Origin of the sequence: Pseudomonas sp. CFBP13528 (assembly GCF_005233615.1) — a bacterium.
Taxonomy (GTDB): domain Bacteria; phylum Pseudomonadota; class Gammaproteobacteria; order Pseudomonadales; family Pseudomonadaceae; genus Aquipseudomonas; species Aquipseudomonas fluorescens_AM.
On the sequence record NZ_QGAJ01000010.1, the window covers coordinates 82,559 to 106,157 of the forward strand.

Sequence of the window (23,599 nt, forward strand, 5' to 3'; positions counted from 1 at the left end):
GAGCAGCGGAGATGGCTACCGCGGATGGTAACGAGTTGTTGAATGATGACCATACTTTTATAGACGGTGTATCGCTGAGCCTGAACGAGGCTTGTGCACTTGTGTCCGAGCGCTTTCCCATGAAAGCTTATTGCGTGGTCGAGCAATGGACTCTTTTCCAAGCAGACGTATCCGCTGATGATCTGGCCAAGATTCAGACCGCCGGGCATCTTCCATTGGTGGTCTTTGCCCATCGAGTCATAGAAGATAGCCGTGGTCGCTTTCAGCCTGGTGATTGGGTGCGGTCGAGTATGTGCACATCGTTCGACGGCAGCATCCTGGCTGAGACGAAGAGCACCGTGTATGTGTTGGTCGGCCCCGGTCGACGCCAAACGGCGAGCCTCAAAACGATTTTCTCTTTTTTCTGATCGCGTATAGCAGTGGTCAGTCCATCTGGTAAGGACACTTAATGCCCGGCTCCATCGATGTAGATTTTCACAGCAAACAGCATTCTGACTTTGATCTCCAGTGCATAGCCGGAGCCATTTCCCAAGGCTTCGCTGAACCGGTTACTGCATACCTCACTGAAGCGTTCATCAAGTCTCGGACATGTGTTGGAGTCGTATTCGGACATCAAGGGGACGACCCTCACGGAAGGTTAGAAGACGGCCGGGTTATCCAAACCGGTGTTGTGGTGATGGCTCAGAAGGAAGGGGGTTATTGGGTCTTATCAGATGAGGCGGGCAGCAGGTATGTGCTTGTCACATTCCGCCGAGATGGTGGGAGCGAGAGTCTGCTCAGTTATTTGCAAACGGCAGAACCGCTATCATAGCTACCTTGCTGAGTCCGACATGAGCGATATTCCTCCAAACGAAAAGGCTCTACCCGAAATCAAGATTGAAGAGTTCAGAGCGCGTTATCCGCAGCTTTTCTCGGATCCCAGAGTCGATGAGATCTACTGTGATCCAGGTTGGGGCGGTCTTCTCTTGGTTTTTTGCGTTACCTTGTAGTCGCATCTAACGCGGCATCCTGACGTCACGCCGGTGACTGTCGCCCAAATCAAATCTAAATTTGGCGAGCTTCATTTCTTTTTGCTGGTGGTGATGCGTACTGCCGTGGAGCAGTTGATTTGGCAGCGGGGCTTTTGCTGAAAACTTGTGAGAGGTGCGGTGCTCCTGGCAGCCTTGTCGGAGGGCAGTGGGTTAGCACGCTGTGTTCGACCCACGACGGTAGCAGTACTGAATAAAGCCGAAGGATCCGACTGATATAACTGGCGTGGCGTGCCGCTTTCGCGGACGGCTGTTGTAAACCGAGCCACTACGCGTCTCGGCCCTGCCGGGCTTCCATCCTCACGTCTTCGGCCGAAGGCCTACGCGCTCCGCTTGCGGGTAGATGAGCCACGCTCCGGTCAATGCTCCATGACGCGGAGTGCATTTTGATCAGACGGCTGAACCTCATTGGCCTGATCGACAGGTTTCGCCCTTGCTGACGACAGTATTCTGAATTCACGCGCGGACACGAACTCGGCTACGTGAACTCAGTGTCAATGGACGGTAGTGCTTTCAAAGGCGCCTCCACTGGGTAGCCACCGAGTAGTGAAGAACTTTGCAAACTCCACCGCTCCTTTGAAATTCAACTGAGATGACGCATAGGATTTCATGAGTAGTGAGCGGGGGAGCGTCCAATCCCATTTTTCCCTGATGAGATTCTCGACTCCTTCTAGTAAGGCTTCGATGTCGTCAGGGTCTAGCTCAGCGATCTTAGCGAGGGCGTCAGCGACATTTTTTTGTGACCCTCCGATGGACAACGCAAGGCCTGAGCTCTCACAACTCATTCCTACATGATTGAACATGAGTACCAGAGCGTCATTGGTTTGGTCACCACGCCAAGTCACTAGATGAGTTTTCGAGTCAGACCCATAGGTGAAGTTGTCTGCCAGTCCGAGTGATGAGAATGACTTTCGGGCTTCTCTGAGCAATTCCTGCGCTTTGCTATCAATGAACGGGCAGGGGGCTGTTTCGGTTAGCACCGCGCGCATTTCCCCTCTGACCTGGTCGTGCACCATAGCGCCCATTCCGTCGAACTGGGGTGGCTGGCCACCCTTCGCGGCAGTGACCACAATCACCTTTTTTTCGATATCAACATCCAGTACCCGCCAGCGGCGACCACCAAAGATAATCCGCTGGCCCTTCATCAAAGGTCGGCTTACCGGTATTGATCCAAGCGGCTTACCTTCTCGTACCAGTCTGAACTCTTCGTCGCTGGTGAAAGCACTGTAGAATTCGTAGTGGTTGATCAGCCGTTCCCCGAGTTCCCCTGGAAGCAACAAACCTGAGCTGTCTTGCACAATCAATTTCTTCTCGCCGAGACCTTTCAGTAGGGAGAAGAAATCAGTCTTGGAAATACTTTTGAATGTCCCGCTTCCAACAAGACCACCCCACAGTTGAGCAGCGCTGGCGCCTCCTTGCTGTGCAATCACTGACAGAATCTGTTGCACCAGAGTTGAAGCGTGTAAACCCTCAGCCCTAGGTGGCTCGAACCAGTTGCCAATCAGCAACCTGATCATCGCGATGGTTTGGACGAGGTTCTGGCGTAGCAGGTCTGACAACAGCGATTGGTCAGTTAGCTCTCGTTCCTGACAGTAGGCTCGGAGCGTGGCAGGTTCGTCGTTGCGGCGGCCTGACCTTCCCAGGCGTTGGCGCAGGCTTGCAACCGATGGAGGCGAACCTATCTGGACAACTGTCTTGATGTTGCCGATGTCTATGCCAAGCTCCAGGGTGGTGGTGCACACGGCGGTTGCTGGCGGTGTGCCTGCTTTGAGCGCACGCTCCGTGTCTTCTCGAAGGTCTTTCGAAAGGCTGCCGTGATGAGGCAGGAATTCGTTGGGCATACCGCTGACTTCACACAGGCGACGCAGGCGGTCTGCGTACCACTCCACCTCCTGCCGACTGTTTGGGAAAACCAAGTTGTTACTGCCGCGCAGCACCTTGTACATGTGTGCGGCGATGGCATGCCTGGAGCCGGACTCGTCTTCTTTCTCTTCTTCGTCAGGGTTCTGGTCAGGGTCGTGATTTGGTACTTCGACAGCACGCAACTTTTGCATCGGCGGCATCATATAGCCGCGCACTTGCACCTGAAGATTCTGGCCAGATGATTTCGACTCAATCACCTGCACCCGTTCTGGATGCCCGGGCCTGAGAAACTCGCTCGCCAGCGACATGTCTCCCAGCGTGGCGGACAAGCCGACTCTCGGCAGGGTTTTTCCGGCTACAAGCTCGACTCGCTGCATTAATGACTGGAGCTGCTTGCCACGCTCGCTGCCAATGAAGGCATGCAGCTCGTCGATGACGATGTAACGCAGGTACTGGAACAGCCCCATCAGGCTTGAACCTCTGTTGACGAACAGCGCCTCTAGCGACTCTGGGGTGATCAGCAACACACCCTTAGGAGACTTGAGAAACTTGTGTTTTTTGCTGGCAGACACATCCCCGTGCCAGGCGACGACGGGAAGATCCAGTTGCTCGCAGAGTTGGCCAAGCCTATCCCATTGATCGTTGATGAGTGCCTTTAGTGGGCTGATATAGAGGACGGCCCCAGCTGGGTCTTGGTGCTCCATCAGGTTAGTGAGGATAGGCAGGAATGCGGCCTCAGTTTTCCCGGCAGCTGTTGAGGCGGCGATAATCACATCCCGATCAGCATCGACCAGCGCGGAAATTGCCCATTCCTGAGCGTCCCTCAATGCTGTCCATCCCTGGGCCCAGACCCACTGCTGAACGTCGGGGTGCAGGCGCTCGAAAGACGAGGATTCAGAGTTTGAAACTTGTGAGCTCATCGTCCGCCTCGATGCTTAAATCATGCTTGCCACCATCATCCTGGGCAACCTGAACGGCGCCTACCAATGCACGCCAGTCCGCTCCAGGGTTCTGCTCCAGCACTGCGAGCAGATTGATGAAGGCCGTGATGGTTGTGCGTGGAGTGCGGAAGTAGGCTTCACCCAACCGTTGGTTACAGTGCGCCATGAACGCAGGGATTGCCTCATCAGGCATCAGGTATTTGCCCGGGTCACCGTAGGCATAAACGTTACGCAGCTTTTGAAGCAGTACGTAGAAGTCTTCTGGAGTCAGGCTGCTTAAGCGGATGACCGGCCCCGACAGGTCGATCAATCCAGATTTGGCAAATGTGTTTTCGGCAAGCCGAGATTGCAACGCGGGGTAGCTGTACAGTCCGCGCCGGGTGTCCATCAGAAACTCAGGCGTACCGCCTAGGACAAAACCAAGGCCCTCGGTCGAGCCTTGCAAGGAGTCATTCAGAATCCGCAAGATCTGCTCGTAGTTGGCGTTGCGTGCTTGAGTGTTAGCGAGCTTGTATAGATTCACGAGCTCGTCCAGGCAAATCATGAGGCCGCTAAACCCCGCCAGGCGTACAAACCGCGACAGCAACTTCAACTGATCGTAGACCGATGCGTCATCAATGATGGTTCGGACACCGAGCGCCGCACGTGCATCTGTCCTGGTAGTGAACTCGCCTCGAAGCCATCGGATGGCGTCCGCCTTGAGCTGCTCGTTGCCTTGTTCAAACCCTTGGCAATACTTGGCAATGACGTCAGCAAAGTCGTAGCCGTTCACCATCTCAGTGAGATCGGCCAAGAATTCCTGAATGACGACTTCACTCTCGACGGCCCGAGTTTTCGCTTCCGATTTTGCCTGAGAAATGAATTTTTCAACGATACCCTGCAGCGCGCCACCATCCGGTTTCGTCCGGGTGGACGTGTTTTTAGCAAGCTCTGCATAGAGGGAGCGTGCTTGTCCGCCTGAGGCATGCAGCCGGCGGTCTGGGTTTAAATCGGCGTGCATCGTGACCAGCTTTCGCTCCATCGCAATGCCCCGCACAAGGTTGAGGAAAAAGGTTTTCCCAGCCCCATATTCGCCTACAACGATCCTGAAGGCGGAGCCGCCGTCAGCGAGTCGATCTATATCTTTGAGAAGGGCGTCGAGCTCACCCGCTCGACCCACCTGGATAAGATGCTGGCCCGCACGAGGGACTACACCGGCTCGCAACGACTGAATGACCGCATCGCGATCCTTTGGGCGTATCGCGCTCATAGGGCTAACTCTTCCAGGATATCCGGGTTGATCTCGATGGGGTCATCCCCCTCAGAGACGGGCATGTCGAACCGCTCAAACGCCATGTCGTTGATGTGCTCAAGCGCGCCGTCGAGCATGAGCTCCATATCTGTGGCAACATCTTCCAGCTCTTGGCGGCTCCATTCTCGGCGTGACACGATCATTCGTAGAAACGCTGAGTGTTCTGTGTCGAGCCCATGTACCGTAGCCGCATGATCAGTTGGCTGATCCCGGATACTCACTTTTACGATAGGTGGTTCAGGAGACTCATCATTGAACACCTCTGCCAGCAGTGCTGACACCGCTGCCGTTTCGCGTTGAAGCTGCGCAATTTTGTCCATGTCCAAATTGAAGCCTCGGGAAGCGTCATTAATGCTTGGCGTACCACCGGCCTGGTTAGGACTAGATTCGGCACCAAGTGCGGGCGTAGAGGACAAGTCCCTAGGAGGGTTGATGGCCGCGCCGTGTAAGTCCCCGTAAAGCATCTGTGGATCCAGCTCAAGTGTTTTATATACACGTTCCAGCAGCCTGACTTCCTGAGGCGAAACGTGTCCGTCAGCTTGAGCGAGATGAACGAGGAATCCAGCTATGGTGCGTTTGGCATCGGCATTCAGAGGGCTTAACTTTTTCTTTAGACTCGCCAGAGTAGGCGGCTGCAGAGTTTGGATTTGCAGGTGGGCTTTGAGCCGTTTCCGATGAGATACGCAAAGATGACTCCAGGAATCGATATGCCGCCCTAGCTGGGTCATCTCATCGCTTGAGCTTTCACCATCTATGGCCGCAACAGCGCTTGCCAAATCCAGTGTTACCACAGCAGCGTGATAGTCCGAAGTTGTCCGCAGGCTTCCATCATCGTCACCCGTCGCGAACAAAACGATCGTGTCCGAATTTTTGGGAGTACGGCTACCGGATAGTACATCTGGCTCAAAGCCGATATTCAAAGATTCGAGGGCTCTTGCCAAGGCTACGGTTGTTCCGCGAGGCAAAGCTCCTGAAGATCCAAAGCGCCCTGCCAGATCCCCGAAAGTCATGACCAACTGCTCATCACCGACTTGGAGTTGCAATTCAGCGATTACATCCTTCGCCGCTGCCGGCCATAGGGCAACCGGCAGTTGCAGAATACCCTCCAGATTTGAGGCTCCCTCAGGGTTTCGACCCAGGTATCTGCTGTATGGGTCGAGCACTATCGTGCATTCATCCACTATAGCTTGCAGCTTGTTGCGCGTTGCTGACGTAGCGGAAACATCCGGTATATCACCCAACGCAATTTCGGGAGCGCTTAAGCGGGAAGAGGCGGAACGATAGGCGATCTTTAGTAGAGTCTTATTTTGGGTAAGCACAAGGCCGTTCGGATAGCGGGCGGAATATTGGGCCGCGAACAGTGAAGCAAACTGATCCGCGCATCTGCTCACGGCAGTGCGGCGGCTGATGTTAGGGTCTGAATGTACCCATGCCATTGCCCACGCCGCGTTCAAGGGATGTTTGTCCAGAGCCATTTGGCCTAATGCCAGTCGTAGCGCAATCGGCAGTTCAAAGCCATTCGACTCAAATCGAGGCGGTGCATTCAAGTACATCTGCGGTTCCACATCCATGAGCTGTATGTGGTTGAGCAGATTCGACGCGTAGTTTCGAAACGATGAGTTGTCCCCGTAGAGGTTTTTGAGACGCCCAATCTCATCAGCGATGGTCGGCAGTTCCGAGCGCGCGGCCTCATCTGTAATTGAATCAACGATTACCCGACGCTCGAGGCCGTAAAAGAAGATGAAGACATACCCTATATCCACACTGGGGGCACAGCGGCCCTCGGACAGCCATTGCAGGTACCCACGTCGTGCTGCAGGAGAAATTCCGCTGTAACTCGGCCAGTAGCCGGTGAGCTTTTCAGTAAGATCCACGTGCGTAATTTGCACGGGCAGTTGCCCGTCAATCAGCGAGGGCTCATGGTTGAATGTGCGATCTGTTTTCTCAGCAAAATAGACCATGCGAACCGTCAGAGCCTTACCACCGACATTGATGGTTTCGTCATTTCCAATCCATCGCGCTTTCGAGGATAGATTTTTAGGCTTGGGGATCGTGAATTGCTGCTCAGGCGAGCCAGCCCTGATCGTATGGAAATCTGAGTCAGAGCAGTGTCCGCTGATCACATCAAGGCTGATTTCAGATTTTTGCTCGTGATTTGACAAGGAGGCGGTCTGACCTATTGAGTCGGCAAGGATATTCGTTTTCAAGCGAGTAGGGCGCTTCAGTGACTCTACGGAAGACTTCTTGATCAGCCAGATGATGCCAGCGATCCCGACCAAAAAAGCAACCGTGAACCGCAGATTAGATGGAGCAGCTGCGATGGCCACGACCAATATCAGTATCAAGGTCACGACGGTCGAAATGCCAAGGCTGCTTTTTTGCTTCCGTGCCATCAAGTGCTCCATGAGGTTCGGCTGGCTTATTGGCAGTATCTGCATTTTTTCGATTGGCGCCAAGCGTGGCATACGCTGTCAGATCGCGCCGACGGAGGTTGAATTCCTCGGGCTACGGGCGTTTTCTGCCTCTCATGATGGGGCAAAGACTGCCAGTCCGAGATCCACCAAGACCTTTTCATCTCATTGGGTTTAGCTAGAAGCTCTCCGTGCTGATATTCCGACTAGCTTCTCCAACGAGCGATGCTTTCAATTTGCGGCTGACTGTTTCCGTTCTTGGGGCTGCCCGCAACGGCTGCTCATAACTGTAAGCAGCGGTCACGATATCCCGCTGTGCATATGAGCGTAAGCTTTTGCCAGCCTGCTACCTAGCCTTGACCGTCCACAACTGATCTACCTTCGTCGTGTAGCTTTGGCTCATTAGGTCTCGACGCATCGCCCATTCAGGCGCCGCAGGCACGCTAGCCAACCGGACGACTCCCTTTCCCCACCGGCCATTGATCTCATCCAGGACGCTCATGACCTTGTCCGCCATCACGGGCTGGGACTGCGCAAACAGGTCATCAGTGAATTCGCCAGGCTGTCGCAAATCCATCAGCAAAACCTCTGCCTTGCTGTATTTAAAGCCCGGTTGGAAGAGGCGATTGACGGCTTCGGTCGCAGCCTTGGTCATGAGTCGAACGTCGTTTGTCGGGTAAGGGAGTTCGACGAGTGCGCCGTTCGCGTACTTCGCTTCTTCGGGATTGAACATGCCCGTCCTGATACTCACGCGGATCTTCTTGCACAGCGAGTTTTGCGCTCTGAGCTTTTCCGCCGCGCGTTGCGTGTAGGTGGCGACGGCCTCCTTGATCGGCTCGATCTGCGTCAACCGGGTGCCGAACATCCTGCTACAGCAAATCTCTTGCTTGGGTGGGTCAGCTTCACCCAGTTCCAGACAGGAGGTGCCGGCAAGCTCGCGAGCAGTTTTCTCGATCACCACACTGAATTTCTGCCGAAGCATCCACGGATCGGCTTTTGCCAAGTCCATTGCGGTCTTGATGCCCATCGTTTCCAGGTGTGCCTTCATGCGCCTACCGATGCCCCAAACCTCGCCGACATCGGTGTTGCGCAGCGTCCAGTCGCGTTTGAACGGATCGCAGAGATCGACCACACCACCGGTGATATCTAACAGGCGCTTGGCGGTATGATTTGCGAGCTTCGCTAGGGTCTTGGTGCGGGCAATACCCACCCCGACTGGAATTCCCGTGCGCTTGAGCAGGGTGGTGCGCACGTGCCGTCCAAAAGCAGACACATCACCTGGGAGGCCCGTGAGATCGGCGAACGCCTCATCAATGCTGTAAACCTCTAACGCTGGCACCATCGATTCGATGATCGTCATGACGCGCTCACTCATGTCGCCATAGAGCGCGTAATTACTGCTGAAGGCCACGATTCCATGCCGGCGTAGATGGTCTTTGATCTGGAAGTATGGCTGGCCCATTTTCGCAAAAGGTTTGGCGTCGTAGCTGCGCGCAATCACACAGCCGTCGTTGTTGGACAGCACCACGATGGGTGTCTTGGCTAGGTCGGGTCTGAACACTCGCTCGCAGCTCGCATAGAACGAGTTGCAGTCAATCAGGGCAAATACAGGTTCACGTGTTGTCATGATCGCGCACGCTGTATTTCACCACACCCCAGATCACCAGCTCATCGCCCTCCATGACATGCCTTGCCGGATATTTTGGGTTCTCCGATACAAGCATCACGGCGTTCTCACGCAGAAGCAGGCGCTTGCAGAATGGCTCCGAGTTCAGCGCTGCGATGACTATGTCGCCGCTGACCGCATCGATGCTCCGATCAACGACCACCAGATCCCCTGAATAGATTCCTGCGCCCTGCATGCTATCCCCATCGATTCTCACCAGGTACACGTGCGGGGCTCGAATATCGAACAGCTCATCAAGGGAGATGTGCTTTTCGATGTGATCAGCCGCAGGGGAGGGGAAGCCCGCTGGCACCTTGGATGAATAAAGGGGCAGCTTCTTACCGCCAGTAGCGAGTGGGCCGAGGATGGTGATGCTCATGATGCAAGCCTTAAAGTTTTAGACTGTACGTATATACAGTTAACGATTTGCTTCGCTTGCGGTCAATCTCATAAGCATCACTATTCGACGGGTGACAGCATGTGCGGACGCTACTCGATCTACGAATCGATGGATCATTATCTGAAGGAGCTCGCGCCAGAGCAGCTTGTGATCAACGGCTACGATCTTTGGCCAGTGGAGCGATAGAACGTCGCACCCTCAACCCGCGTGGAAATTATTCGGCCCGTAGATGAAAAGCTGAGCATTGATAAGGTGAAATGGGGATGGTCGCCATTTTGGGCGAAAGGAAAGCGCCCTGATCCGATAAACGCCAGGGTTGAAACAGTCATGAGCGGGAAATTCTTCAGTCATCTCTGGCCAAACGGTCGCGTCCTTGCACCGGCAAACGGGTGGTTTGAGTGGGTCAAAGATCCGGCTGATCCAAAGAAGAAGCAGCCTTACTTCATAACCCTGAAAGAGCAGGCTCCGATGTTCTTAGCTGGTTTAGCTGAGGTTCACCAGGGCCTGGAGCCAGATCCTTGCGACGGCTTCGTCATCATCACCGCCTCCAGTGATCAAGGGATGGTAGATATCCATGATCGGAAACCGCTGGTTTTGGCTCCTGAGCACGCCCGCGAATGGATCGCCTCAGATACTTCCCCTGAACGCGCGCGGGAAATCGCGATGGAACACTGCCGGCCTGCTACCGATTTTCATTGGTATAAGGTGAGCAAGGCTGTGGGTAGTGTTCGTAATCAGGGCCCAGAATTAGTCGAGCCGCTCGCAGGGGCGTCAGACGTCGATGAATGATCAACCTGAGTCGTACATCCCATTGGCTGTAGATGTTGATGGACGGCAACTGGAGCGTTGTCCTGCCTGCCCATGGGTAGTTCTTGTCAGCTTTAATCAAGAACGGACATCGCTTAGATCAACCACCAGTTTTTACACCCGGCATACCTGCGACCGCCCAGGTAGCGGCTCGTACCGTGGGAGTCATATGGTGGAATTATTCGCCCCGAAGAGTTGGACACCATTCGGGTGGCCTGACATAAATTAAGGACAAAATATGTTCAGCAAATCTCAGATCATTACCATCCCAGTCATGATCTCATCGGTATTTTTACTCACCGGCTGCCCGCCACCAGCGTCTTTCACCCAATGGAAACGCGCTTCTACCTCCGTCGAGGGCGTTAAAGCCGCAATGGCAGAATGTGGTGACCCTGTGGCAGGGCCACTAAACCGTTTCCCAATAAACGAAGAGATAATTCACTTTCAGTGCATGCAACGTCTCGGTTTTGCCCGTAAAGACGGCTTTGAATACTGTGAAATAATGAAGAACATGCCTGCCTGCGTTGAGGAAAGGCAGGGCCGTCCGCTCAGTTTGTCGCAGCTCGAAGCGTTGCCGTTTGTAGAGGACGAAGCCTTCCATCCAATAAAACCAAATTCAGGCCGGGATGAACGTATGCAGGTCTCATGGCGTAAAGCGGGAGCATCACTCCATTTCTCAGTCCAGGTAGCAAATGATAGTGAAGCCTTGCCGGTGATGTATGCGTGCGGCTATGGTGCTTTCCGATGGACGAGTCCGTTGAGGATGAATGCACAGTCCGACCTTGTGTTGAGGAAGTAGGCTTGGCGATGATCGTGCGAGCCGAATTTTGCGATGCCGATGGCACTCGCTATCTGGGGTACGTGCACTGGAGTCTGGTTGAACATATTGGCCATCGACAACCCACGCTGTTCCTCAATGACGGCACAGCTGTCTCGTTCTGGGGAGGAATTGTTAAACCCTCCTGTGATGAAGCCTCAGATGAAGCGAAACGGATTTCTTTCCCTATCACATTTAAGTCTGAACCATTGCTCGGGCTCACGCCGATGGTTGGCGTCCTAGAAGGGATGTATTACTTAGATAGCAATGACCAGATTTTTTGCCTTTCGATAGGTTAAAGGTGAGGACAATGGCTACCCCAATCTGACTAACACCAGTGCTTGAAAGCGGCAAAAAAGCCAGAGCGAGTCGACCAGTTTTGGCCGATTGAAGCCTTTCAGAAGCTTCCTAAAGTTGATCTGTCTCAAGCGCCAGTACCCAGCGGTTGAACGGCGCTGAGCCCGCCAAACCCAGCACGTCAAAGAACACCCATTTCCGATTCTTTACCGAAAAAGACTGAACGGCTTGTCCGGGGGTAACCCTCTGTGCATTGCTGGTCGATAGACCTCACCAGACGCGCTTCCAATGTAAGGCGAGTTTCTGGGGTCAAGCATACCGACTTGCAACGTCCCGCAAGCGTCCGGAAGTTTCAAAGATAATGTTTCACCCGTTTCCAGGCGGCCCACGAACGTTCCATCAAACAAAACTGCCAGCGGGATAGCCTGGCCATAGGCGCTGCCAAATATTCCTTTCTTGCGCTGAATGGTGATGTCCATGTGCTGTCCTTTAAGGTGCTCACTACACAGAGTGTAGTCGCACGTTTACGACGCACTGCGAGCGCGCGCCGAAGTCTGAAACGCCCTAATTTGGCAGGCAGGTGGAATGACCGCTTCTGGCCCAGAGTGTGTAAAAACGCGCTAATGCACTGTCGGCGGGCAGTGCCGAAGGTTGTTAGCCGAGTAATTGCTCAGAACAAGTCCTACGGATCATAACGAGGGCCTGGGTGCCCTTAGCGCCGCTGGGTGGCCAAAATACAGACCTCTTCAGGCCGACAGCGCCTTCATTAAACCGCTGGTACCGAGAATTTTCATGACTCGCTTAAAGTTGTAGGCGAGGACGTTCAAGCTCATCTCCGCACTTACCCCGGCCAGCTTTCTGGTCAGGAAATGTGTGGCGCCCATCCATTGTTTGAGTGTCCCGAAGGGATGCTCGACCGTACGCTTGAGGACTCGCATCATGTCCGGCGCGTTGCTCAGCCTGTTCTGCATTTCCTCCAATACGGCTTCATGCTCCCATCGCCGAACTCGTCGTTGCTTGCTCGGTGTGCACTTCGATTTCAGCACGCATCCCTGGCAGTTAGAACTCCAGTAACGGTGCAACTTCAGGCTTTTTTCAACGCTGGAAAAGCGCCAGATCAACGCCTCCCCAGCGGGACAAATGTATTCGTTTTTTGCCGTGTCATAGAGGAAGGCATCGTTATTGAAACGCCCTTCAGCCTTGGCTCCAGAGGTCATCGGCTTGGGCACATAGGCGGTGATACCTGCATCGTGACAAGCCAGGATTTGTTCGCCTTTGAAGTAACCTCGGTCAGCCACTACCGACAGGGTATCTGACGCCATAGCCTCGCGGGCCTGCTTGGCCATCGAGCTGAGTTGATCGCGGTCGGAACCGACGTTGGTAACCTCATGGGCAACGATCAAATGGTGCTGGGTATCGACCGCTGTCTGCACGTTGTAACCGACGATTCCAGTGCCGCGCGTTATCATTGAGCGGGCGTCTGGATCGGTCAGTGAGACCTGTTTATCCGGTGATTCGTTGAGCTGAGTTTCAATTGCTTTAAGCTCTTTCATTTGCGTCTTCAGTTTGGCGATTTTCTCTTCCAACCGCACGGCGCTGGGTTCGGAGGCTGTGGATTCTTGTCGATCAACAGCATCAAGCGCGGTCAGGTAGCGGCTGATGCTCGATTCAATTTCTTCCATTCGCCGCTTTAGTTTGGCGCTAGTGAAGTTGCGGTCACGATTGTTGACGGCCTTGAATTTACTTCCGTCGATGGCAACCAGGTTTTCTCCGAACAATCCGAGCTGCTGACAGAGCACGACGAACTGACGACAGACGCCTCGGATGGCCTTGCTGTTGTCTTTTCGGAAGTTGGCGATGGTCTTGAAGTCCGGCATCAAACGCCCGGTTAGCCACATCAATTCGACGTTGCGCTGGGCTTCTCGCTCCAAGCGCCGGCTCGACTGAATTCGGTTGAGATAGCCGTAGATGTAGATCTTCAGCAAGATCGCAGGGTGATAACCAGGTCGGCCTGTATCAGCAGGAATAGCGCGATCAAACCTCAAATTGACCAAGTCGAGTTCGTCGACAAATACGTCGACTACGCGAACCGGATTGGTATCACTGACGTAGTCGTCAAGGCTTTCGGGAAGCAGAGTGCTTTGTCCGCGATGGTCACCTTGGATGAAACGTTTCATAGGCAATCCTGCGTTATCACTTTGGGCAATCGTAGCAACGTTGGACGGCTCTTGATGTACTCTGATGCAAGAAAGAAATGCTAGTAACTTTGGAGTTTAAGGACTTGCCCATGGATGTGATTTCAGCGCACCTATTTTCTACAAATCACCGAACTCAAATTGAAGCAAGCGATCACTGTGGCTGTTTTTACTGCTTAGGTGTGTTTTCGCCCTCAGAAATCACTGAGTGGGTTGATCTAGATAACACCGCTCTGTGTCCGAAGTGCGGGATAGACTCGGTGATCGGTTCAGCATGCAGTCTGCCGATTACCCCTGAATTTCTTTCGAAAATGCACGAACACTGGTTCTAGAAGATCCTGTCATTCGACGGCATCCGTTCGGTTTGAGATTTACAGACTAGCTTTACCTCAGTACCGCACGCTCCTGCTAAGTATTTACACACTCTGGGCCGATAGCTGTCAGTCGTTCCATAGGCAGCACGCCATCGTGAACTGTGCCGGAATGCGTCTGAAGCCAGTGCTTTTCTTCCGTGCTGTGCTGATTATTGAGCTGGCAGTATTGGACAGGGGAGGGTGGGTTAAGGTTTATCCAAGCGCGGCCACCCACGATCAGAATGTCCGACGTCTTTGCGTAAAGGTGGTCAACCTTGGCGATCACGCTGCTGTGGCCAACGTTGAGTTGATGGTGCGCGAACGGCTGGAAAAGATGGGGAAGGAAGGCGAGTTTTATCCGGCTGAGGAGACGGACACTCATCGATAGCACCCAGCAGCTCTGGTAAAAAATAGGGTCTCGGCTAGTCGTGAGTGCCTCAGTACGCCATTTGAGCATGTGTTGCGATTTCCGCTTTATGGGCAAATTGCACTAGCTCTGTGATTTGGCGCTCCTGCACTGTTCGTTCCACCAGATGACAAGTTCAGCATGTTGCTCGTGAGTGATCCATGCAAAATTTGTTTTGTCCGCCGGGTCGCCCCCAAAGACTAAGGGCTTCGTATACCACTTGATCTTGCCAGCGAAACGCTCGTCCGGCTCAAGGGAAATCTGCTGGGGAAGGGCAAACGGCGCGGCATAGGACGCATCGAGTGGCAGCGTCGGAATGGTAAACATTACTCCGGAAGAGTTGATGACGATAAAGTCGTCCCACCCTCTTAGACCTAATAGCGTGTACCCCGGAAGATGATGATCAAATCCGTAGGCCTTCATGGCAGCTAAGCTCTCATCCTCCGTGAAGATGATGAAATAGTCGTCGTTTTGCCAACCTTCGTTCATGAGGGGGGGACTCACTTTTGGCAGATAGGGAGGTACTCGGTGTGCTATCAGCGTCTCGTGGCCGACAGAGAGCAACGGTTGCTTACAGTCGGATGATTGTCTGATCACATAAGGGCTGCATTGTTTTGGTACAGGCGCAAATCACTGGGAGCGTAGACGTTGCCATTCATTCCAGCAGTCCTCCGCGACGATGTCTGGATAACCACGATCTTCTTCCACTGCCAAGGCTGCGCTAAAAGGCAAAGCGATGCAGGTGGATCTGTCTCGGATTTCACACACCTCAATCTCGGTAAGCGGCTGGCCCTTTTTATCCTCGGCGGCTTGCAGCACTGCCGCCAGAGCCGGCACAAAGACTAGACATAACGGATCTGTAGTCATCAGTTCTTCCCTGAGTCGATTAGAAATTGCATGGTAGGCCAGTTTCGGACATCAACATTACCTCGAAGTGCGAACGTCAAAGTTAGCGTAGCGCGCTGCTATGTGATGGCAGGAAGACTTATTGTCGCTTGGCGGCAGACCTTCAATGATGATCCTGAAACGCTTAGGATTACTCACTCAATTCAGTACCAAAATGGAGCAGGCCACGGTTTATGGATATCGAATTTCGCGGTAACGGCAAGCGTGATAATCCGTCTGTAGGTACATGCGATGAGTACGGCGTGAGCGGGATTACCAGCTTTGACGATCTGACCGAAGCTCGTCGTAAGATTGCTGAGGCGCATCCAGGCTTTAAACCTCTGTTCTCGCTCGATGATCTGCACCAAGCCCGCTACACCTCGGGACATGTGCGCAATAATTTAGGGATGGACGATGCATCGGAGCAGGACATAGCGGGCTTGCCTCCAGAGTGCTTTGAGAATGGTGAATACATAGGCTATCCGACTACAAAAGAGGAGTTCGCAATCTGTCTTCGCAATTTCATGACCCTGGTTGCAGCCACGTCTTTCGAGGATGCTTGTACTCATGGTTTGACGCTAGATCAGCAGGCCCTCCAGGAGTGGATCGGTTACCAGAACAACCCTATCTCTCTTCTAGAGCAGCCTCTTTCAGCGCTCCTGGTACCCGTTCAGCAGTCCTGCCAGGCACTCGCGGCTTTTCCGAATGGCTATTTCACTTCGGATCTGGATCCCGCGAAAAACTTTGCCGTTGCGCGTCATTTTTCAGAAGCGCATGGCTATGAGTTGATGGGCGTAGGTGCTTCTTACATCGGCTTCATTCGTGCTGAACCGCCTGATACATCACTTGCTAACGTCGTAGCCAAAGACTTCTGTGCGCTCTATAACACTAGCGATGAAAACCTACAGGGACGTGTTTCCAAAGTTGCGCAGGCGATCTCCGGTCGGACGCATCTTTGGCTCCGTTACGTGGAGTGAGCTTCGTCGCATCCAAAGTCCGGCTGAATAGTTAACAAAGCTTGTGAGAGGTCTGGAGCTTTTTGCCGCCTCGTAGGAGGGCAGTATCCACACATCCACTACAATCAGGCACATGATTGGCGCTGCTCGTTTTCCGCTACGTAACGTCAATTTCGTCTGATAGCTGTCGATATGGAGAGCAGCCGTCCCAAGCGCTGAACAAGTTTAAGCCTGCCCAATTCCCGCTGTTTACAATTGCCTGCTGACAAAAAGGATTCTGTACATGCTTTTTTCCCTGCTCGACAAATTTTTCAATCGACCGCTAACTGATGAAGCATTTGCCAAAAAATTTATGGATTCGACTCGTAAAGCTGGATTCAGCGAGAATCTGAATTTTGAGAAAAACGAGTTCCGCATCCGCCATGGGGATGGATCGTACTTCAATCTCCATAATGCCTTTCGCGACTATCAAAATGCAGACAAAGCACAGAAATCCGCCGTTCTTACCGGATACGTATCGACGCTGTTAGAGGTGGGTAGAAAAACCGAGACTGTGTTTGATAATGTCAAAGCACAGCTGCGTCCGGTGATTCGCAACCTTGCCATGCTTGAAGAAATTCGACTGGAACACGCCCGTAAAAATGGCGACAAGCAGTACGATTATGTTTCACAGCCTTTGGGCCGAGACTGCGTTATTCTGCTTGCTGTCGATTCGCCCGAGTCCACTGCCGCCCTTACCAATGGCCCCGAAGCACATTGGGGTGTGACGATGGAAGAGGCGGTAAAGATCTCCATCGAGAACCTGCGTGATACGACAAACGAAGCCTTCGGGGAGATTATTCCAGGCCTATACGCTGGGGAGTGGGCGGATGGGTACGACACCAGCAGGGTGTTGTTGCCAGATGTCCTTCAGCGCGTGCCAGTTAAAGGTCGGCCAGTGTTCATGGTGCCCAGTTGAGACGTCCTGATGGTCACTGGAGACAAGGACGAACAGGGAATTCGTCAGATGGTAGAGCTTGCTTTCCAGGCTCTTGAAAGGGGGCGTGCTGTCTCTACCGATATTTACACCTACGAAGGTCGCGATATCATACCGTTTAACTGTGATGATGAAGGGGTCAGCAGTCGGTTGGTTACACTGGAGCATTTGCTGCTGCAGAGTAATTATGCCAATCAGAAAGAGTTGCTCGACAAGCTCAATCTGGAAAAGGGCATCGACATCTTCGTCGCCTCCTACAACCTCTTCCAAATGGCTGACCAACCAAACCAGACGGTATCGATGAGCGCCTGGACAAAAGGTGTGCTGACGCTGTTGCCCAAGACAGATCGCGTCGCGTTGGTTGAACCTGTTGAGGGTGGGGAAGCGACAGTCAAAACCGTCTCCTGGAGTGAACTTGAATCCGAGCTTGGCGATCTGCTGGCTACAGAAGCGGGCTATCCACGTCGCTATCGGACACTGGGATTTCCTTCGGTTGAGCAGCTTAATCGCCTGACTACCTTGTGATCAGTGCTCTACTACTCTGGCGCACTGCAATGGAGGTATCGCTGAGCTGGCAAAGCAGCAGTCGCAATTTATCATTACGATACACTCCCCATTTTGATTGCTTATCCTGGTGGGAAAATTTGGGAGTTTACCGATGTGGGGTTGGTGGCTTCTCTAGCGCTACTGAGTCGGGCCGCAAGATCTGACTGACTTACTTCAGTTGGCGAGTCGCTGTGCGCGGGCAGGCTGTGGCGAACCGAGCTCCCGCGTCCCGCCGTATCTCGGCCCTGCGGGCGTCCATCCTTCACGCCTTCGGCTGTGCCAGCCTGCGCGCTCCGCTTGCGTTGGTTACTCAGTGCGATATGGTCGATACGCCAAGCAGCTTCTCATTTCTCCGATGGGGAAACCACATCTTGCCAGCCATCAATCAACTCCATATTTTGCGCAACGAGCTGGCAGGGCTTGCCAGTTGCCTTGCGACAATTGCTAAGCGCCTGCTTTCGTGCTGTCTTGAGTGAGCGCGCGCCGTAGTACCAGTAAATGCTGCTACTTTCCTTGGACATGGCCATGGCTTTCTCGGTAACGCTCTGAAGATAAGCCTCAGCGCTCGCACGGTCTTCGGGCGCCAGCTTCGAAAGCAGCAGCATTAATGCGCTGTCGTCCATGGCAGGAAGCCGGTTGCTCCTGAGAAAATCTTCGATATGAGGCTTTAAAAGGGTATTGGCCTCTTGTTTGTAGAGCGAGTGCCCATCCCTACCGAATGGGGGTAGCAGCGCCAGTTCAGCATTACCTCCCGCCGAGCGGTAGCCCGCGATCATCCGACCTACAAGATCTGGGCTGAAAAACGGATCATTCTCGGCGTAAATCCAGAGCGTTGGCGTTGGGTTGCCTTTGCCAAATTTCGTGAGGTTTCGCACAAGATCAGTTTGATATAACGAGCAATTAGAGTCCGCAGAGCCCACATTTGTGTAGTGGTAAACGCCGCCAGAGATGTTAACTACCGCCGTCAATGGGTGACTTGGTTGAGCCGCGAGGTCTAGCATTGACGCTCCGCCGATAGAGATACCAACACCTACTGCCAAGGATGGATCTACATCTGGACGCTCACGCACAGCCGCCAATGCGGCGCCAAGCTCTCTGCCATGCGCATCGAGAAATCGTGCCACGTTGGGATTGGTGCAAGTTCCCCCTTCATTCATGAAGTTTCCGGTCGAACGACCATAGCCGGGCCATACAATAGATGCGGCAAGCCAGCCACGGTGCGCAAAGTCGTGAGCGATATGAGCAAGCCAATCGGCATGTGCGGCGGACGGAGATGTTGCCGCCGAGCCGTTAACAATCAGTGCAATGGGGTACTTACCCTCCTTTACGGGACGAACGATTAATGCTTCGATTTTCTCAATATGTGAGTCAACCTGGATGGGCAGTAAGAGTTGTTCTTCGCTTACCAGTGAGTCTGCACGGGGTTGGCTTGCAAAAAGCATCAGACCAAACGTGATAGTCCTGAAGCGTAGTATTGATTGCATTTAGAACGCTCGCTGATACGTTAGAAGCCAAGCTTAAACTGGTGCGACAATAGCTGATCGTAAGGTTCTGTCCAACACGTCTTGTGGTTAGCCCGGGATGTCTCATCGCGTATCACTCAATCCAGCACCGTTGGGAAATAGGTGATGTGGAATTAACCTGCTGACACGTGGTGACTTACGCCATTAGTTCTGGAGTTCGGAGGGGCTGTTTCCGGAACTCTTTAGTTGTGTCTGCATATGTTCCGATTAGCAGCTAATCCAACAGGAATTCGTCCTGTTGAGTTATCTGCAAAGCAGTCTTCTCCAAACGCAGTAAAAATTCTTTTCGGGGCTGTCCTCCGCCATATCCGGCGAGTGCTCCATTCGTCGCTATGACACGGTGACAGGGAACGATAATGGATAAGCGATTGTGTCCATTTGCATTGCCCACTGCTTGGCTTGCACCTGGCTTACCGATGGCCCCAGCGATGGCACCGTAGGTTGAAATGGTTCCATAGTCGATTTTTAAAAGCTCTGCCCACACAAGCCTGTCAAAAGAACTGCCTGGCATATGGAGCGGTACTGAAAATTTCTTTAGCTTTCCCTCAAAATAAAGTTTTAGTTGCACTTCGATTTGCTTGATGTGGAGATGCTCGCCAGGCGCAATTGAATACCCATGACGCCCACGCAGTTCGTTTAATTCAGCGGTTAGCGCTGGACGGTCAAGAAATTCGAGGAGTACCAAACCTCGTTCCTCTGCCATGGCAATCATTGGGCCCAACGGTGTAGTCAGATGGCGATAAAGCAGGAGGGACGTTTCAGTTGCCTTACCGGGGGGCATTTGAAATGTTTTTTTGAAAGCATCCCTAAAGCCACTCAATGACTCGTATCCTAAGTCAAATGCTGTGTTATCCAGGGTTTCGCCCGAAGAAATCCGGCCTAGGGCGACACCGAGCCTTCTAGAGCGCATCCATGCATGAAAAGTCATGCCAAAATTTTGTTTGAACCACCTGCGTAAGCGTAACGGATCGATACCACGCGTAGTTAGTTCAGCATCACTCCAGCGAGCGTCAGGTGATGCAGATACAGAGGCCAGTAGCCCCTTGACCCAATCTGGCGCGGAAGCCGCGAGATCTAATGGCTTGCATCGTAAGCAAGGCCGATAACCTGCAGCCATCGCTTCGTTGGCCTGCGAAAAGAACTCTACATTCTCGGGCTTTGGCTTACGTGCACCACATGTAGGGCGGCAAAAAATACCTGTAGTTTTGACAGCAGTGAAAAAAACGCCTTCATAGGCGGTGTCGCTGCATAGCATCGCATTTACCATCTCGCTTCTGGGCGGAAGAGCGGGATTGTAAGATCTCATTAGAGCGTAGCCTCGTCTTCGAATGGGTGTGAAAATCGCTTTCGAGGTGCGGAAAACAGCGGCGATTTTCATGCGGATTACAGATTAATAGGGCGAAGATAACTTTTCGCTTAGGTGTTTTTTTTGCTGCCATAAGGTTATTCAGGTCGCTGTAGGTATATGCGTCCAATGGATACTCGAAAAGCTTTCCCGTTCGCAGGAAGCTCTTGGCGAACGCCTTGTTGGCGCCGCATAAGAATTCAGCAATGCTGGAACCAGCGCTTAGCCGTTTGACGCCTAGACTCGTTAATTCATCCATGCCGGGTTGGCCGTTCCAGGCAAGCAGGTTGACGGGTAGCCGCGTTGCCTCGCACAGTGTAGCAATGTCGTTTTCCTCAACCATTCCAGCCGCAAAGATGCCGTCTGCACCTGCTTGCTCGAACAGCGATGCACGGAAGAGGGTCTCTGGCAATTGTCGCGCTGGCTCTACCAAACATCTCAGATAAACGTCAGTTCGTACGTTCACGAACAAGTCTATTCCATGCTTGTTTGCTACCTTCTTTGCCACTTCGATTTTTCGCAAAATCAGATCAGTGCTGCCTGTTCCGTCCTCAATGTTGATTCCAACGGCTCCAGCCCTAACTACGCAGTCAATAACTTTAGCAACCGACTCAAGGTCGTCGGAATAGCCCCCTTCGACATCGACCGTGAGGGGGACTGTAAGCACTCGAACCATTGACTCAACTGTAGTAGTCAGCAGTTTTAGGGGAAGTTGATTGCCATCCTGGTATCCATGCGCCCAAGCAACGGCGGCGCTGCTGGTCGCGACTGCCTTACTCCCTACGCTCTCGACAATACGTGCGCTGCCAGCATCGCTCACGTTGGCGAGTACCAACAAATTATCTTGGTGAAGGTTGCGGAAAACCGCACTTAGTGGCGTCATTCAGTGGTGCCCCGGAGAGAGAAGACTGATGCAGATCGCGCTATCGTAAGCTGACTACACAGACGTCTCCACCGAGAAATCGACAGTGATTTAAGAGCTAGCGAATATAGTTTCTGCGGGCTAGGAATGGGTGAATACCTACTCAAAAGCCTGCTGAAAGACGTTGCCGTACACATCCAGTCATTGCAGGGATCGGATAGATGATTACGATCTTCTTCCATCGCCAACGCTGCACTGAAAGGCAAAGCGATGCAGGTGCATCAGTCTCGCTGGAATAAACCCAGCGATCTTTAAGGATGCATGCGGCAGGCACGTGGATCTTCATCACTCGTGCAGAGGACACGTTAGCGCTGCAGCATGAGAAGGATAAACTGAGCTCACTGGCTAGAACGACCACGCGGTAGGCTTATCGAGTAGGAATCTTTGGCTTAGTGGCAGGTTCTGCACTCTCGAGAAAGCCTCGCGCCAACTGCTGATACAACTCAGGGCCCATTCTTGAACTGACAGCCTTGGCGATCAGGGCTACCGCCATGAGACTGATCACCATGCTGTGGCTATTAATCACCCCATCACAATGATTGCGGAGGTGATTGGCGACTGAGTAACGGCAGCCAGAAATCCGACCATGCAGAGTGCAATAGTGGGCTGCGCGGCCAGATGGAATAGCTCTGCGGTATTGGCGCCGACTGCGGCCCCTACAGCGAGCGAGGGGGCGAAAATACCTCCTGGAATACCAGAGAAGTAGGTCACTACGGTCGCTAAGAAGCGAGTAATGGGGGCGTGCCATGGCAGGACTACATCGGATGCGATGACCTGAGAAGTAATGCCGTACCCACTACCGAACGACACTCCGCCGCTCAACCAACCTAAGATGGCGACGACCAATCCACAGATGCCGGCAAACCACACCGGGTGCAGGCGCCGCCATTGCCAGATGATGAAGTGTGGATGCCGCTGCGGCCATAACAACATTCGACTAAACAAACCACCCAATAGCCCGCATCCAATTCCTATGACTAATGCCGGGACGACAATGTCGAGGTTTATGTCCTGAATGCCGAAGTGACCGAAATAGTTGTAGTTTCCCTGCAAGGCAATGGCAACCATCCCAGAGAGGATAATGGTGCTGAGAAGAACCCCGCTGGTACGGGTCTCCAGCTTGCGTCCAAGTTCTTCTACCGCGAATGCGATCCCTGCCAAGGGCGTGTTGAATGCTGCCGCAATACCCGCTGCACCTCCCGCCAGAATGAGATCCTCGCTGCGCACGATTCGCGCATTGGGCAGGAAGCGGTGAAAGAATTGCATGATGGATGCGGCAACTTGCACTGAGGGGCCTTCACGCCCCGCCGAAAAGCCGCCCGTCAGCGCCAGAGTTCCAAGGCTTATCTTGGCGAAAGCAATGCGCAATGAAACCAGTCTGTTAATGGGCTTACCTTGACGCGCAAGTCGTGTTGCTGCGATTACCTGAGGAATTCCGCTACCTTGGGCGCCCACAAAAAAGCGCGTTGTCAGCCAGACTACGAGCATGCCGATCATTGGGGTGTAAACAAGCGGAAGCCACGCTCGCTCAGCGGTCTGTTGAGCAAACTGCGCCAAGGCCATGTCTGCCAGACTAGCGAAAGCCACCACCAGCAGCCCAGCAATGGTTGCTGCAATCCATAGCGATACCCTGGTGCGCCAGCGTATGGAGGCGAAGCCTCGGCGTAACAGCATTATCGGCTTGATCACCCGAGGAGCTCCTCTTGAAGTCGCTGTATTGACCGCAAGACTAACCAAATAAGCAGCTCGTTCCAAACAGCTTTGGCGGAGTCGCTCGACAGGCTTTTTTCGCGCCCATGGGTATTCACCTATTCATTGATAGGACTAATACCTCCAAAAAACCGGTTTTACGAGTACCAGGACGGTGAGTATCTCCAGCCGTCCCAGCAGCATGCCAATGGTAAGCAACCATTTTGCAGCGTCAGGTAATGACGAGAAGTTACCAGGGGGCCGATGATTGTGCCTAAGCCT

18 protein-coding genes and 4 pseudogenes are annotated in these 23,599 nt (G+C 53.2%); 8 read left to right on the forward strand and 14 right to left on the reverse strand.

Annotation, left to right across the window (positions count from 1 at the left end):
* Positions 1 to 11: 11 nt before the first annotated feature.
* On the forward strand, positions 12 to 407 hold the full coding sequence (locus PspCFBP13528_RS18415; RefSeq protein ID WP_137201150.1) for a hypothetical protein: 396 nt from the start codon (positions 12 to 14) through the stop codon (positions 405 to 407).
* 1,115 nt (positions 408 to 1,522) lie between these two features.
* On the opposite strand, the gene PspCFBP13528_RS18425 is transcribed toward PspCFBP13528_RS18415, so the two are convergent.
* The 5 genes from PspCFBP13528_RS18425 to umuD form a co-directional block, all read right to left on the reverse strand.
* The gene (locus PspCFBP13528_RS18425) at positions 1,523 to 3,811 is read right to left on the reverse strand and encodes a DEAD/DEAH box helicase (RefSeq protein ID WP_137201154.1); all 2,289 of its coding nucleotides are present in this window, start codon (positions 3,809 to 3,811) and stop codon (positions 1,523 to 1,525) included.
* On the reverse strand, positions 3,786 to 5,081 hold the full coding sequence (locus tag PspCFBP13528_RS18430; protein WP_137201156.1) for an ATP-binding protein: 1,296 nt from the start codon (positions 5,079 to 5,081) through the stop codon (positions 3,786 to 3,788). Before PspCFBP13528_RS18430 ends, PspCFBP13528_RS18425 begins: the two co-directional genes overlap by 26 nt.
* Positions 5,078 to 7,516, reverse strand: coding sequence for a TerB N-terminal domain-containing protein (locus PspCFBP13528_RS18435; RefSeq protein ID WP_137201158.1), 2,439 nt, complete (start codon positions 7,514 to 7,516; stop codon positions 5,078 to 5,080). Before PspCFBP13528_RS18435 ends, PspCFBP13528_RS18430 begins: the two co-directional genes overlap by 4 nt.
* Positions 7,517 to 7,880: 364 nt before the next feature.
* On the reverse strand, positions 7,881 to 9,161 hold the full coding sequence (gene umuC / locus PspCFBP13528_RS18440; RefSeq protein ID WP_137201160.1) for a translesion error-prone DNA polymerase V subunit UmuC: 1,281 nt from the start codon (positions 9,159 to 9,161) through the stop codon (positions 7,881 to 7,883).
* Positions 9,148 to 9,579: a translesion error-prone DNA polymerase V autoproteolytic subunit gene (umuD, locus tag PspCFBP13528_RS18445; RefSeq protein WP_137201163.1), complete on the reverse strand. Its 432-nt coding sequence runs from the start codon at positions 9,577 to 9,579 to the stop codon at positions 9,148 to 9,150. Before umuD ends, umuC begins: the two co-directional genes overlap by 14 nt.
* A 99-nt stretch (positions 9,580 to 9,678) precedes the next feature.
* Between umuD and PspCFBP13528_RS18450 the strand changes: the two are divergent.
* The 3 genes and pseudogenes from PspCFBP13528_RS18450 to PspCFBP13528_RS18460 all read left to right on the forward strand — a co-directional run bounded on the left by PspCFBP13528_RS18450 (position 9,679) and on the right by PspCFBP13528_RS18460 (position 11,523).
* A pseudogene (locus tag PspCFBP13528_RS18450) lies at positions 9,679 to 10,389 on the forward strand (SOS response-associated peptidase family protein).
* A gap of 256 nt (positions 10,390 to 10,645) precedes the next feature.
* The gene (locus tag PspCFBP13528_RS18455) at positions 10,646 to 11,206 is read left to right on the forward strand and encodes a hypothetical protein (protein ID WP_241669115.1); all 561 of its coding nucleotides are present in this window, start codon (positions 10,646 to 10,648) and stop codon (positions 11,204 to 11,206) included.
* A 2-nt stretch (positions 11,207 to 11,208) separates the two neighbouring features.
* On the forward strand, positions 11,209 to 11,523 hold the full coding sequence (locus PspCFBP13528_RS18460; protein ID WP_137201165.1) for a hypothetical protein: 315 nt from the start codon (positions 11,209 to 11,211) through the stop codon (positions 11,521 to 11,523).
* A 204-nt stretch (positions 11,524 to 11,727) separates the two neighbouring features.
* On the opposite strand, the gene PspCFBP13528_RS18465 is transcribed toward PspCFBP13528_RS18460, so the two are convergent.
* Both PspCFBP13528_RS18465 and PspCFBP13528_RS18470 read right to left on the reverse strand, forming a co-directional pair.
* The gene (locus PspCFBP13528_RS18465; protein ID WP_137201167.1) at positions 11,728 to 12,000 is read right to left on the reverse strand and encodes a hypothetical protein; all 273 of its coding nucleotides are present in this window, start codon (positions 11,998 to 12,000) and stop codon (positions 11,728 to 11,730) included.
* Between the two features lie 267 nt (positions 12,001 to 12,267).
* Positions 12,268 to 13,698, reverse strand: coding sequence for an IS1182 family transposase (locus PspCFBP13528_RS18470; protein WP_137201169.1), 1,431 nt, complete (start codon positions 13,696 to 13,698; stop codon positions 12,268 to 12,270).
* A 501-nt stretch (positions 13,699 to 14,199) separates the two neighbouring features.
* Between PspCFBP13528_RS18470 and PspCFBP13528_RS18480 the strand changes: the two genes are divergently transcribed.
* Positions 14,200 to 14,457, forward strand: coding sequence for a hypothetical protein (locus tag PspCFBP13528_RS18480; RefSeq protein ID WP_137201173.1), 258 nt, complete (start codon positions 14,200 to 14,202; stop codon positions 14,455 to 14,457).
* 102 nt (positions 14,458 to 14,559) lie between these two features.
* Here the strand turns inward: PspCFBP13528_RS18480 and PspCFBP13528_RS18485 are convergent, their stop codons facing one another.
* Positions 14,560 to 14,964 (reverse strand): hypothetical protein, encoded by a 405-nt coding sequence (locus tag PspCFBP13528_RS18485; RefSeq protein ID WP_236708831.1) that lies wholly within the window; start codon positions 14,962 to 14,964, stop codon positions 14,560 to 14,562.
* 141 nt (positions 14,965 to 15,105) lie between these two features.
* Positions 15,106 to 15,342, reverse strand: a complete 237-nt coding sequence (locus tag PspCFBP13528_RS18490; RefSeq protein WP_056859367.1) for a hypothetical protein — start codon at positions 15,340 to 15,342, stop codon at positions 15,106 to 15,108.
* 212 nt (positions 15,343 to 15,554) lie between these two features.
* On the opposite strand from PspCFBP13528_RS18490, the gene PspCFBP13528_RS18495 reads away from it, so the two are divergent.
* The 3 genes from PspCFBP13528_RS18495 to PspCFBP13528_RS27915 all read left to right on the forward strand — a co-directional run bounded on the left by PspCFBP13528_RS18495 (position 15,555) and on the right by PspCFBP13528_RS27915 (position 17,817).
* Positions 15,555 to 16,337 (forward strand): DUF4253 domain-containing protein, encoded by a 783-nt coding sequence (locus tag PspCFBP13528_RS18495; RefSeq protein WP_056859366.1) that lies wholly within the window; start codon positions 15,555 to 15,557, stop codon positions 16,335 to 16,337.
* Between the two features lie 262 nt (positions 16,338 to 16,599).
* Positions 16,600 to 17,274 carry a hypothetical protein gene (locus tag PspCFBP13528_RS27910; RefSeq protein WP_241669116.1) on the forward strand — a complete coding sequence of 225 codons (675 nt, stop codon included), beginning with the start codon at positions 16,600 to 16,602 and terminating at the stop codon, positions 17,272 to 17,274.
* A gap of 9 nt (positions 17,275 to 17,283) precedes the next feature.
* Positions 17,284 to 17,817: a hypothetical protein gene (locus PspCFBP13528_RS27915; RefSeq protein WP_241669117.1), complete on the forward strand. Its 534-nt coding sequence runs from the start codon at positions 17,284 to 17,286 to the stop codon at positions 17,815 to 17,817.
* Positions 17,818 to 18,182: 365 nt separating this feature from the next.
* Here the strand turns inward: PspCFBP13528_RS27915 and PspCFBP13528_RS18505 are convergent, their stop codons facing one another.
* From PspCFBP13528_RS18505 to PspCFBP13528_RS18525, 5 genes and pseudogenes are all read right to left on the reverse strand, one after another.
* Positions 18,183 to 19,322 carry a hypothetical protein gene (locus PspCFBP13528_RS18505; RefSeq protein ID WP_003191440.1) on the reverse strand — a complete coding sequence of 380 codons (1,140 nt, stop codon included), beginning with the start codon at positions 19,320 to 19,322 and terminating at the stop codon, positions 18,183 to 18,185.
* Positions 19,323 to 19,575: 253 nt separating this feature from the next.
* On the reverse strand, positions 19,576 to 20,667 hold the full coding sequence (locus tag PspCFBP13528_RS18510; protein ID WP_065930956.1) for a trifunctional transcriptional activator/DNA repair protein Ada/methylated-DNA--[protein]-cysteine S-methyltransferase: 1,092 nt from the start codon (positions 20,665 to 20,667) through the stop codon (positions 19,576 to 19,578).
* A gap of 121 nt (positions 20,668 to 20,788) precedes the next feature.
* Positions 20,789 to 21,589, reverse strand: a pseudogene (locus PspCFBP13528_RS18515) (isocitrate lyase/phosphoenolpyruvate mutase family protein); the annotation flags it as partial.
* 406 nt (positions 21,590 to 21,995) lie between these two features.
* Positions 21,996 to 23,317 (reverse strand): annotated as a pseudogene (locus PspCFBP13528_RS18520) (chloride channel protein).
* A 135-nt stretch (positions 23,318 to 23,452) separates the two neighbouring features.
* Positions 23,453 to 23,598: pseudogene (locus PspCFBP13528_RS18525) on the reverse strand (potassium transporter TrkH); the annotation flags it as partial.
* Between the last annotated feature and the right edge of the window lies 1 nt (position 23,599).

Excerpts from the sequence above, each read along its gene's own strand:
- PspCFBP13528_RS18490 (WP_056859367.1), bottom strand. The coding sequence starts at position 15,342 with ATGACTACAGATCCGTTATGTCTAGTCTTTGTGCCGGCTCTGGCGGCA.
- PspCFBP13528_RS27915 (WP_241669117.1), top strand. The coding sequence starts at position 17,284 with ATGGTCACTGGAGACAAGGACGAACAGGGAATTCGTCAGATGGTAGAG.
- PspCFBP13528_RS18505 (WP_003191440.1), bottom strand. The coding sequence starts at position 19,322 with ATGCAATCAATACTACGCTTCAGGACTATCACGTTTGGTCTGATGCTT.
- umuC (WP_137201160.1), bottom strand. The coding sequence starts at position 9,161 with ATGACAACACGTGAACCTGTATTTGCCCTGATTGACTGCAACTCGTTC.
- PspCFBP13528_RS18485 (WP_236708831.1), bottom strand. The coding sequence starts at position 14,964 with ATGAACGAAGGTTGGCAAAACGACGACTATTTCATCATCTTCACGGAG.
- PspCFBP13528_RS27910 (WP_241669116.1), top strand. The coding sequence starts at position 16,600 with ATGCTTTTTTCCCTGCTCGACAAATTTTTCAATCGACCGCTAACTGAT.
- PspCFBP13528_RS18495 (WP_056859366.1), top strand. The coding sequence starts at position 15,555 with ATGGATATCGAATTTCGCGGTAACGGCAAGCGTGATAATCCGTCTGTA.
- PspCFBP13528_RS18455 (WP_241669115.1), top strand. The coding sequence starts at position 10,646 with ATGTTCAGCAAATCTCAGATCATTACCATCCCAGTCATGATCTCATCG.
- PspCFBP13528_RS18510 (WP_065930956.1), bottom strand. The coding sequence starts at position 20,667 with ATGAGATCTTACAATCCCGCTCTTCCGCCCAGAAGCGAGATGGTAAAT.
- PspCFBP13528_RS18435 (WP_137201158.1), bottom strand. The coding sequence starts at position 7,516 with ATGGCACGGAAGCAAAAAAGCAGCCTTGGCATTTCGACCGTCGTGACC.
- PspCFBP13528_RS18430 (WP_137201156.1), bottom strand. The coding sequence starts at position 5,081 with ATGAGCGCGATACGCCCAAAGGATCGCGATGCGGTCATTCAGTCGTTG.
- umuD (WP_137201163.1), bottom strand. The coding sequence starts at position 9,579 with ATGAGCATCACCATCCTCGGCCCACTCGCTACTGGCGGTAAGAAGCTG.
- PspCFBP13528_RS18480 (WP_137201173.1), top strand. The coding sequence starts at position 14,200 with ATGCGTCTGAAGCCAGTGCTTTTCTTCCGTGCTGTGCTGATTATTGAG.
- PspCFBP13528_RS18470 (WP_137201169.1), bottom strand. The coding sequence starts at position 13,698 with ATGAAACGTTTCATCCAAGGTGACCATCGCGGACAAAGCACTCTGCTT.
- PspCFBP13528_RS18465 (WP_137201167.1), bottom strand. The coding sequence starts at position 12,000 with ATGGACATCACCATTCAGCGCAAGAAAGGAATATTTGGCAGCGCCTAT.
- PspCFBP13528_RS18415 (WP_137201150.1), top strand. The coding sequence starts at position 12 with ATGGCTACCGCGGATGGTAACGAGTTGTTGAATGATGACCATACTTTT.
- PspCFBP13528_RS18425 (WP_137201154.1), bottom strand. The coding sequence starts at position 3,811 with ATGAGCTCACAAGTTTCAAACTCTGAATCCTCGTCTTTCGAGCGCCTG.